General features: G+C 44.4%; 11 protein-coding genes. 9 read left to right on the forward strand and 2 right to left on the reverse strand.

Annotated features, from left to right (window positions below):
- Positions 1 to 48 precede the first annotated feature (48 nt).
- Entirely contained in the window at positions 49 to 411 is a 363-nt protein-coding gene (locus AC3ITG_RS08820; RefSeq protein WP_413376762.1) for a DUF423 domain-containing protein, read from the reverse strand.
- A 64-nt stretch (positions 412 to 475) separates the two neighbouring features.
- Complete coding sequence (gene coaA, locus AC3ITG_RS08825; RefSeq protein WP_024628283.1) at positions 476 to 1405, reverse strand: type I pantothenate kinase; 930 nt, start codon at positions 1403 to 1405, stop codon at positions 476 to 478.
- Between the two features lie 192 nt (positions 1406 to 1597).
- On the opposite strand from coaA, the gene AC3ITG_RS08830 reads away from it, so the two are divergent.
- The 9 genes from AC3ITG_RS08830 to AC3ITG_RS08870 all read left to right on the forward strand — a co-directional run bounded on the left by AC3ITG_RS08830 (position 1598) and on the right by AC3ITG_RS08870 (position 11057).
- A complete protein-coding gene (locus AC3ITG_RS08830) occupies positions 1598 to 2383 on the forward strand; it encodes a DUF3891 family protein (protein ID WP_489253506.1) in 786 nt (261 codons plus the stop codon).
- Between the two features lie 355 nt (positions 2384 to 2738).
- Positions 2739 to 3248 carry an 8-oxo-dGTP diphosphatase gene (locus AC3ITG_RS08835; RefSeq protein WP_489253507.1) on the forward strand — a complete coding sequence of 170 codons (510 nt, stop codon included), beginning with the start codon at positions 2739 to 2741 and terminating at the stop codon, positions 3246 to 3248.
- A 29-nt stretch (positions 3249 to 3277) separates the two neighbouring features.
- Positions 3278 to 3646 (forward strand): YybH family protein, encoded by a 369-nt coding sequence (locus tag AC3ITG_RS08840; RefSeq protein ID WP_489253508.1) that lies wholly within the window; start codon positions 3278 to 3280, stop codon positions 3644 to 3646.
- Between the two features lie 168 nt (positions 3647 to 3814).
- On the forward strand, positions 3815 to 4237 hold the full coding sequence (locus AC3ITG_RS08845; protein ID WP_489253509.1) for a GNAT family N-acetyltransferase: 423 nt from the start codon (positions 3815 to 3817) through the stop codon (positions 4235 to 4237).
- Between the two features lie 167 nt (positions 4238 to 4404).
- Entirely contained in the window at positions 4405 to 4923 is a 519-nt protein-coding gene (locus tag AC3ITG_RS08850; RefSeq protein WP_371129116.1) for a GNAT family N-acetyltransferase, read from the forward strand.
- Positions 4920 to 5327 carry a cupin domain-containing protein gene (locus tag AC3ITG_RS08855; RefSeq protein WP_489253510.1) on the forward strand — a complete coding sequence of 136 codons (408 nt, stop codon included), beginning with the start codon at positions 4920 to 4922 and terminating at the stop codon, positions 5325 to 5327. The genes AC3ITG_RS08850 and AC3ITG_RS08855 overlap by 4 nt, the downstream gene beginning before the upstream one ends.
- Positions 5328 to 5759, forward strand: coding sequence for an NUDIX domain-containing protein (locus tag AC3ITG_RS08860; protein ID WP_489253511.1), 432 nt, complete (start codon positions 5328 to 5330; stop codon positions 5757 to 5759).
- A gap of 341 nt (positions 5760 to 6100) precedes the next feature.
- Positions 6101 to 7375, forward strand: a complete 1275-nt coding sequence (locus AC3ITG_RS08865; RefSeq protein ID WP_489253512.1) for an S-layer homology domain-containing protein — start codon at positions 6101 to 6103, stop codon at positions 7373 to 7375.
- Between the two features lie 142 nt (positions 7376 to 7517).
- Positions 7518 to 11057: a DUF5704 domain-containing protein gene (locus AC3ITG_RS08870; RefSeq protein WP_489253513.1), complete on the forward strand. Its 3540-nt coding sequence runs from the start codon at positions 7518 to 7520 to the stop codon at positions 11055 to 11057.
- Positions 11058 to 11182: the final 125 nt, after the last annotated feature.

Consider the following 11182-nt stretch of genomic DNA (forward strand, 5'->3'; position numbering starts at 1 on the left):
GATTTTTAAGATCGGCTAGAACACTCTTTTCAGTTTACGATGTTGGTTTTACAAAGCGGCGACTAATAACATTACCCAACCTACCAAAAATGCTACTCCACCCAGGGGTGTGATCGCCCCCAGTTTTCGAACGCCAGTTACACTTAGGACATACAGACTGCCCGAGAACAATAGGATGCCGGCGAATAGCAGCCATCCAGCCAGCAACACAAGAGAAGGCTGCTCCAGTCGATCAGCGAGCAGTCCGAGCAGGATAATTCCGATTCCGTGAACAAGGTGATATTGAACGCCAGTCTCGTATATTTTGATCATGTCAGCAGACAATCTGCGTTTGAGCGCATGTGCACCGAATGCTCCAAGGGCAACAGCAAGAAACATCATGATACTTCCAAGTATAATCAAGGTCTGCATGTGGTCTTGTCTCCTTTTTAATAGTATTAAGCAGAATTTTTCTGCTCGTTATTATGCTTACAGCTTACAGCTTACGCAATTGAATGCGCTGAATCGAATGATCCGCTTCTTTTTTCAAAATCAGTCTGGCTCGTCCTTTAGTTGGCAGGATGTTTTCGTGCAGATTTTTGGCATTGATATCTTTCCAGATCTGACTTGCTGTAAGAACAGCTTCATCTTCTTCCAGATTGGCAAAACGACTGTGGAAAAAGGAATTCTCATTCTGAAACGCTGTATTGCGTAGCAGCTTGAAACGCTCAATGTACCAGTGACGGATATGCTCCTCTTCCGCATCGATATAGATGGAGAAGTCAAAAAAATCACTGACCAACAGTGGGGTTTCCTTTTTGACCTGGAGCACGTTAATTCCTTCAATAATGAGGATATCCGGCTGACATATGGCATTCTCTTCACCTGCAATGACGTCGTAGGCAAGATGGGAGTATACGGGAGCCATCACTTCGGGTTTGCCTGATTTGACATCACCCATGAACTGAATCAGTGACTTGATATCGTAGCTTTCCGGGAATCCCTTCCGGTTCATGATGCCTTTCTCTTGCAGCACAGCATTGGGATACAGGAAACCATCCGTAGTGACCAGATCCACCTTGGGATTTCCTTTACCTCTTGCAAGCATAGCCTGGAGCAGGCGGGCAGTTGTACTTTTGCCCACGGCAACACTGCCCCCAATACCGATAATGTAGGGAGCGTGATGTGCTTCTTTTTTTAGAAAAGATGCCGTTAAGCGATTCAGCTCTCGTGAAGCTCCTGCATATAAGTCAATAAAGTGGGTAAGAGGTAGATAAATATCCTCAACTTCTTGAATGGATACCTCTTCATTTAATCCCTTTAGCTGTTCCAATTCCGCTTTCGTTAGTGGAAGAGTGGTCTGATATTTCTTCAAGTCAGCCCATTCCTTGCGGTTAAACTCGGTGTAAGGAGAGTATAAATTCATGAGATCCCGCTTTCTGTATGTAATGTTATGTTGGCACAATCATTAGTGTACCAAATTTCAGGGAACTGACAACACCTTTACATTGATGCTCCTTAGTATATTCCCTGAAAGTTGAATGAAAAGCAACTTATAGGAAATTGTAAACCAAATTATGTTAAAGTCAACGTATACCATGCGGGAGGGTGACAGCAAATGATCGTATATGAGAGAGAGCATGATTTTGTTTTGACCGCACAGCATGAGCATGGACTAGTAGCCGGAGAAATGGCTTCCCATTGGAAAACGAAATTATTAACTGATGAAGCACATCGAGAAGATCTGATTCTTGCCGCAAAAGAGCATGATCGGGGGTGGATTGAGTTGGATTCTGCTCCATTCTGGAATGATTATAGTCAGATACCGTATTCGTTTCGTGATTTTCCGCTACGTCCACGATTTGTATTTTACCGTAAAGGTATTGAAGAGGTTCGGGAGAAAAACCTGTATGCCGGGTTGTTGTGCAGCATGATGTATACAGATTTGTTTCAAAACAATCTGGGTGCTAACGCCAATGATGATGAAGATATCAGGGAGTATCTAAACGATGAACGGGAGCATCAGTTACGTATGGAACAGCAGATTGGTGGTGGTGAAGCGTTGAAGCTTAGGCTGAAACATGATGTGGAAATTATGCTTTTTTGTGATCAGCTCAGCCTTTTTCTCTGTATGGAGGAACCCGGAACACCTGCTGCACGTTATGATTTTTTTGCTGATGGACTGGGCTCTACTTTCGATGCCTGTTCAAGGCAGCCCATTCAGGCCGAGTGGCTTTCCAATGAGAAAGTAGGATTGTCTTTTGTGCCGTTTGATGAGGACTTTACAGTCGTTATGCCTTACAAATCGGTGCCGAAAGCAAGTATTCGCAAATTTGGTCTGCTGCAGGCTTATCGCCGTGCCGAGTGGAAAGAGCGCCGGGTGTTAATTACAGGCATGAGCTGAGTGTCGTATATTCAATATTCGGTTCAAAAGCAAAGTATTGCATACATCATAAAGAGGCGGGCTTCCGAAATTTCCGGTGTCCGTCTTTCGTATGCGTTTATATCCAAATTGACTTTGCAGATAATTGGAAAGTTAAGAGGGATGCGGAATAGAGAGTGAAGCAGGAGAATCTATCTATGTACCAGAAGTGTTAGTGTACAACGAAGTATATAAGCTTAATTCAACAATTACACAAGAGCGGAGAGGACAGAAAAACACCTGGGAATCAAGGATTGGAAGGTTCTTCTGTCGAGTGAGTGAATATGTGTGAATTGCAAGGGATTAGGTTTTGTATAAGGCAACTGGGAGGATAAACATGGACACTAGAACTGAGATTTTAACGATGTGTATGGTATGGGACAAACGTAATAATCAGGTACTATTAATGAATCGACCGAACCGAAAAGGATTTCCTGGATATATTGCTCCTGGAGGGAAAGTTGATTTTCCGGAAAGTATTGTGGATGGTGCCGTGCGAGAAGTTAAAGAGGAAACTGGACTTGTGGTGAAAGAGATTACATACAAAGGTCTTGATGAATTTTGTGATCCGGAGCAAGGATTGCGTTATATGGTATTCAACTACGTGGCTACTTCTTATGAGGGGGAGCTACTGAGCGAGCCGCCTGAAGGTGAACTGTTGTGGGTGTCTTTAGGTCAAGCGCTTGAACTGCCTATGCAGGATTGGTTTGCGGAACGTTTCCCGAGATTTTTTCAAGCAGGTACATTTGAGCGGAGTGTGATCTGGGAGAAATCAACCGGACGTACCCTGAAAGAGACGTTTATGGTGTATAGCGATTCGGTTCTTGAACAGAGTGAAGTTAAGTAATTCAAGACGCTCAGGAGGAGGAAGAAATTATGGGATACCAGCATGCGCTGGAAGGATACATTGCAGCGACCAATACACATGAGTTTGATGAGGTAAGCAAATGGTTATCACCGGATGCCGTATATTGGTTTACGGGAACGTCTTGTACTACGCTTAACGAAATTCGGGCTTATTTTGAAAACGCTTGGAATACAATCAAGGATGAGGTGTATCGTGCAGAAGATGTCACGTGGATTACGACTGGCGAAGAGCAGGCGGTCTGTATTTATACCTATCACTGGAAAGGAATGTATCAAGGGGAGCCAGCTGGTGGAAAAGGTCGGGCTACCAATGTATTTGTTGCAGGCATCAACGGAGAATGGAAATTAATCCACGAGCATTTAAGCACGGGTGAGTAACGTGTAGAATAGAACTTTTTGCTTTTATAACAGATTACTTGAATAAAGCTAATAAATGAGGCTTCTATCTGAAGCATGTCTCATATTTTATCAGCCAATTCTATATATTTATATCCAGATATTATGATATAATGAAGTTTACTTTTTAAAAGGAGAGGACTTGCTATTATGGATATTACATTTCGTGAATCGCTGGAGGGAATAGGTATCGACCAACTTAGAGGGGATTTTTTCGAAGGTTGGCCAAACCCTCCTTCTACGGCTACTTTCCTGAAGTTGCTGGAGCAATCCTATGCTGTCGAACTGGCTGTTGATGAAGAAACCGGGAATGTGGTGGGCTTTATTCAAGCGATTTCAGACGGAATTCTTAGTGCATATATTCCCTTATTGGAAGTGCTCCCGGAGTATCAGGGTAAAGGTATCGGAACAGATCTCATCAAGCGTATGTTTAATCGTCTGGGTGATCTCTATATGATTGATCTTTTGTGCGATAACGAACTCCAGGAGTTCTATGAGAAACAGGGCATGCAAAAAGCATCTGGCATGGTGATTCGTCATTATCAAAATCAGGCTGGAGCGGTGAATAGCTAATAGATTTGGTGAACTAGATGGTTGAAATAAAGTATAAAAATCGTTCCGCAGTAACCCGAGGTTATAAAAAGAGAAAAATATGAATTCAGACCAAAACATTTATATACGGAAGGTTGTTATATATTTGGTGATCTAGCCATACATAGGCTTCTGCAAACGGGACGTAAATGAATATGTACGAGGAAAAGGTGGAGATTGGTGTGAAATTGTCGTTCCGGATTTTGGACTGGGAAGAAGAAAAACCTTATGAGCTTTTATTGATGGCTGATCCGTCCAAAGCCATAGTTGACGAATATTTGAGTCGCGGTGTTTGTTTTATCGCTGAATATGAAGGAGAAATGGTAGGAGAGTTTGTTTTGCTTAAGACGCGTCCAGAGACGGTAGAGATTGTTAATATTGCCGTACAGGAAGAGTTACAGGGACAGGGCGTTGGCAAACACATGATCAAGGAAGCGATAGAAGCAGCACGCAGGCTCGGTGGTCGAACGATAGAAATTGGGACAGGCAACTCAAGTTTTCATCAGTTGAAGCTGTATCAACGCTGCGGTTTTCGCATTATAGGGGTCGATCGGGATTTTTTTGTGAAACATTATGAAGAAGAGATTATAGAAGATGGTATTCGCTGCGTCGATATGATTCGTTTGGCTCTGGATCTGGATACCGTGGCAGAGGAGAACAAGAAGTGAAGATATATCGCCTCAAATCAGAGGATCGTCGCAGCATTACCGCTTATGGAAGTGAGGGAGCAGAGATTACGCCGATACTCCGAAGCACAACAGCCTTCCACGTGGCACAACTGAAACTGTCTGCAGGAGGAAGTGTAGGTTTGCATCCAGCAGTGGGTGAGCAGGTGTTTCTGGTGCTTGAAGGGGAAGGTTGGGTGGAAGGTGAGACAGGCGAACGGGTAGCTGTACGGTCGGGAGAAGCCGCGTATTGGACTAACGGAGAGAATCACCAATCTGGCTCGAACAAAGGACTAACCGCATTGTTGATTGAGGGTGAAGAACTGATTGTCCGGTTATCGCTAGAGGCGGGAAACTCTCTGGAAGAGCAAGTTAGGCATCTTTCAGACGAGAGGAAGAACCTTTAAGTGGATCGGTACACACACATGGGGGTATACGGTTTAGTCACTTGGGAGCAAAAAGTCCTGTTAGTTCGTAAGGCAAGAGGAGCCTATATGGGGAAATGGGATTTGCCTGGAGGAAGGTTGGAATTTGGTGAGCAACCGGAGACCGCCCTTCATCGTGAGATTGAAGAGGAGACGGGCCTGTCGAATCTACAATTGGTGATTCGTTCTGCGGAATCGAACGTATTGGAGTGGGTGTACAAAGGCGAGCCGGAAGAGCTGCACCATATTGGAATTCTATACGATGTATATTTGACAAGCGAAAGTCGGCCTTATGAGATCAAAAGGGAACCGGATGGCGAAGATTCACTGGGCGCACAATGGTTTACTATGGAAGAGGTCGGAGCGTTATCGTTGACGCCATTTGCAGAGTATATGATTAACAAACCTACTTGATTTGAATTTTAGGACTGGTCAAATGGAACAGAATCGTTTATTCTGTGATAGATAGATTACAATTTTTTCAAATGAATAGGACTGACACCTTAAAGCATAAGGCTATGAATCTGCGGATTCGTGGCCTTTTTTGTGTTTTTAGGGGTGAATTGGGTCTTTGGAAGGGGAGGTTGCAGGCCTTGTAGTGATGGGGATTGCTGAAAAATAATACCAATAGCCTAGATTTGCATGGTAGAATATTGATGATTATGACAAATTTAGGTTTTGGCTTGAAGAGTAGTACGAGTGCTGAAAAAGCAGAAATTTGCCCCATACTAAGGTACATAGGAGAGTGAGTAGATTTGAAGAAGCAGATGAGATCAAACGTTAGGAAATCAAAAAGGAATGTGTTGATAGTAAGTTTGTTGACGACGGCTTTGATGGCAGGAACGCTGCTGACTACTGGAACCGTGGGTCTGGTGTCTACTGTGGATGCTGCTACAAGCACGAATGGAGCGGGCACAATGGCTTCTGCACTTACGAAGTTCAAAGATATCAAAGGGCACTGGGCGCAAGCTACAATTGTTAAAGCCTATGATAAAAATCTGATCTCTGGCTACCAGGACGGTACGTTCCGTCCCAATGCCAAAATCACCCGTGGTGAGTATGCCACACTTCTCAGCCGTGCAACCAGCTTGGAAAAGGTACAAGGCGAGAATCCTTTTGCTGATCTCAAGGGACACTGGTCTGAATCAGCTGTGACACAGTTGGTAGGCCAAGGCTTTATTAACGCTAATGATTATCCGAAAGGATTCAACCCCAATGCCGAGCTGACACGCTACGAGATGATGAAATGGATTGCGAACGGACTGGTCAAGTCGGGAACGAGTTTTCAGGATGCTTTTGACGATACCAAAAATACACTGCTACCTACTCCTGAAGTGAATCGGGGAACGATTCGTGCAGAACAAATTCCTTATCTTGCACTTGTTCGCGGGACTGGCATTGTCGGTGGATTTGAGGACGGTTCCTTGAAGCCTGCTGATCCAACAACGCGAGCTGAAGTGTCTGCCATTTTGCTGCGTTATATGGATGTCGAGGGTACGGATGCAGGAAAGTACAGTGATCTGAATGAAATGCGTGAGGTAGGTACAACGGGAACGAATTTAAAGACGATTAGTAATTATAAGTATAGTTCGGGTTCTGCTAATATTTCAGACTTATCCAAAAGTTACATTACCTTAACTAACAAATCTGGTGTAATGAAGATACATCGACTAATAGTCGTAGATACCACTAAGAGCACACCAAAAGGTATTTATGCCTCATTACTATTGGAGAAAAATTATGTTCCTGGTTCGTATAAAACATTTTCTGATGTTTCTTTCACTTCAAATTTAGAAGAATCAAATTTATTAACATTTAACAAGGGATTTTCCGATTCTCTTATACAATTTAATCGCTTAGATTTGGAATTGGCAAAACAGAATGGCTTTACAACGTTACCCATGAATTCCGGTGAACTGATTAAAAAGGGTGCTGAAACAAGATTTTGGATTACATCAACTTTAAGAAATAAGTCTTGGTCCTATTTTTTGAAGTCTGATACAGAAGGAGCGTTTAAAATTCAAAGATAGCTTGATTCGGGTGGTGAACAAAATAAATAAACGTTTCCTTAGTCTCATTTTGATAGCTGTGTGTGTTAGTGAATTATTAGCTAATTTCATTCTTCCCGTTAATATCATTAATGCAGCAACAGATCAGTATGGGCCAAAATCAATGAAAAATCCTCATAAAGTCACGGTCTTAGCAACACCTACTATAGGAACACCAGGAGTGTACTGGTACCAAGTCGATGACGGGCGATTCAAAGCTGAACATGCGGGAGGGCCAACCTATGCGAGAAATGTAGGAAGTTGTTCGAGTCCATATCCTGAAGCTAAAGAAATACCTGATAATGTTGATTTCAGTAAATGGCCTCCAGAAAGTTGGCCTGACTACAATGGAAACAAAGTAGATGCAACAAATATTAAAAATGTTCGAATACATGATGTTGACTATCAAGGTAGAGCAGATCAAAATTCTTATACTGGCGTAGGGGACCCAAGTCCTCCATTTCCGTCTACTATTGTAGCAATAAGGACAATTACTGGAGGCTACCATACCCCGACTGAAAAGAAACCTTTTTTAAATGGTGGTGAGACAACGGAAGGATGTCCAAAATACAATGTAGTTTATTACACTCCAATGGACATCATCTGGGAAGGGGATCTCGAAGAAGAAAAGCAAATCGACGTAACCCCAGATTCCACCCTAACGGTTGGAGAAACCAAACAGATGGTAGCCAAAGTTAAAACGAAAAACTATGGAGCTACTCAATTTAGTGAAGGCATCGACGTAAGTCGGCGCGAAGCTGAAACCACCTGGTGGTCATCCGATCCGAGTATTGTGAGTATTGAACCCAAAACCGGAATGGTGAAGGCCGAAAAGCCGGGTACTGCTTTTGTACGTGCAATCTGGAACAACGGTACATACCTCATCTCGGATACGGCTGACATTACGGTAACGTCCGAACCAGGACTCATTGTGAACCTGCCAAACGGCTGTAAAGCAGACACAGCTACACCGCTGCAAGCTAAAGCTATCCTAACCAAGTCAGACCTTTCTGTTCATGAGCTTACCGCTCATCCCAAATTGACCTGGCAAAGCTCCAATCCAGCAGTAGCGACCATAGGTGCAGATGGGAAAATGACGATCAAAGGTATCGTCGGCAGCACCACCATCACTGCACGATTTTTAGACACTGCCCAGCAGTTGGATGAGCAAGGAACGCAGGTGTTAGATGTAAAGGATTGCACAGGCAACGGAGGAGACGGGGGAACTGATCCAGGTAACGGCGGTGGTGTTGTGGGTTGCCCCGTGACCATCAGTCCACCTAATAAAGGAGCGTTGATCGAATCGGCTGTCATGGACCCCTCCGTCCGGGGCGTGCTGAAAGCTGATGATCGGGGATCTGAGAAGTTTGATGTTACCCGTGGCATCCCGACTTCTGAAGATCTCTATGCAAATGTCATGGCTAAAGGATACTTGTTCCAGCACCGTTGGGTGAACATGACGGGAACAGTGACTTATACGGTTAACGTAAAAAAGAAGTATCACAAAACATGGACGATTCCGGGCAGAGCCTCGACAGGACCGAATGATCCAGGCACACCTCCACAACCTAAGGAACTAGACGTTCCTGTGGAAAAACCAATGCAGGTCATCCGACAATATAGTTATTGGCAGATTGATAATTTGGAAGTCTACCAGCTAAATCAAGCTACGATATCCAATTATGCACTTGGTGGCTACGGTGGTACAGTAACGCTGACTCCAAACGGATATACACCGCCGACCTTACAATCGGCTAATGATGATGCCGTTACCGCACATGTGAAACCTGCACCTTGCAAGGAAATCGATCTTGGCACTGAAACAAAGTCAGGCGGTGACAGCGAGCCGCCTACACCTGATGAGACGTCATTATTCCAATCCAAAGCGGAGACTGAGGTCAAAGAGAACACTGTAAATAATGACAAGGTAGTGTTTAACGGTACCACTGTGATGGATCCTGCTTCGATGGATAAGACTGCTCCGCGACCTGGGACAATCCCTCAGCCTGATATGATCGGCGACAACGTGCTGTACCAGAATCGTTTAACTATTCAGAATACACTGGTCAACAAGGCGGACCAACCGACAACGGGCGAGATCGCATATGGCTTGATTCCTGGCAACATTAAAGGCGGTCAGAATCAGAAGTTTTCTATTCAAGGAATCAATTCTGTAACGGTGCACACGCCTGTCGTTAACTACGCATGGGTGTCTGATGATCAACCACATAACCAGAAAACAGTGCCTGATCCGACCAGTTCGGCGCTTATTTTGGAACGACCGTTTATCGTGCGCATCCCGACCTCAGGGCAGCATCTGGACGTAACCAGTTACCCGGGTTATGGCAATAGGGACTATGCCAAGTATTTTCGCATCAAGCAGATTCGTTTCCCATTTGACGTCTATAACGCCGATAGGAGTCAGTTCATTCCAGCTAAGACCTGGGTGGACATTCCGGTCAACCAACTGGATACCGTTTTCTATCTTCCAGTATGGGTGGATGAAGGACATTACCGAATTGAATTTCGCAATATTGCGGAAAATGCTCCTTCGACATTCACCGAACAGCAGGATGCCAACACGAATCTGACCCATCATGTTGCGGCAGATACGGTTCCGGTGGAGGTTATTGGGCGATTGTATGATTTTCACGTTACGGATATCGCCGATTATAATTGGGAAAATGTGTTCCGCAATCAGCTCGGGAGTTCAGAGCCGACAGGGGTGAGCTACTGGACAGGACTTAATAGTATTGATGGTGATCCGCGAGGGAATCTGGCACCATTCGTGTTACCTGTTCGCCCAGGCAGTCATCCTGTGCAGGGTTTCAGTAATATTGCGGTGAAAACGGGTTACCATATCAAGTTCGACCTGAAAACAAAAGGCAATATGTTTGGCAAACAGGATGGTGTTCGAATTACTCCAACATTCTACTTTGTGAGCAAAGACGGCTCTTCCAGACAAGAAGTCGATCTTTACTACCACCGCGGTCAAGAGCGACTTATCAGGATAGGATCGGCGCAGGATTTGGAGAAACGGTTTGTTGTCCTGAACTCGAGATTGCGTAATGTACCCGGTAAGGAATTGGGGGATACAGCGCGTTATCAGTATACGTATGAACTGACAGCCGATGAACGTAACCAGAGATCGCTCGCCGATTATATGGTTACGCTTGTAGATCAAACCTCTCACCAGAAAACGTGGGTAGGCCGCTATGACTGGATGATTCTGCCCGCTTCCATTCGTACACTGATTGGACCAAAGACAGACATTCCTTCGGGTGTTAGTGTGGACCGAGCGAATGCGGCGATCCAGCGTTGGTACGGAGAATACAGCCTGCCTGCAGATGTATACGCCGTGGCGAAGGGAACCAATCTCGAATCGCTTGCCAGACAAAATCAACTGGATGAAAAGGCTTCTGTATTTCTGAAGGACGGATATATCGTGGTCAACTTTAATATCGAGACACTTCGAGATGGGAATACAGAAGCTCCACACCTGCAATACATTTATGCTCCACTGATGAATCAGTGGAAGATGGAAGGTTTTAACAACAGTCTAGACAGTCAAGGTAGAACTTGGCCCTTAAAGGATGGCGATGTGGTCTTTTACCATGCAGATCAGTCCAGCCGGAGCGATTTTCAGTCTCAGGTACCACATTAAAAAAATAAAAAGTCTGTCAGTTTAAATAAACTAAGTCTAAAAGAAGCCGCCCGGATGCTTTTACGCATTACAGGCGGCTTTTGATTTATAACATTGAATTGCAAGAAATACCCATTTTCTTGTTG

Source organism: Paenibacillus sp. GL_099_B (genome assembly GCF_057835695.1).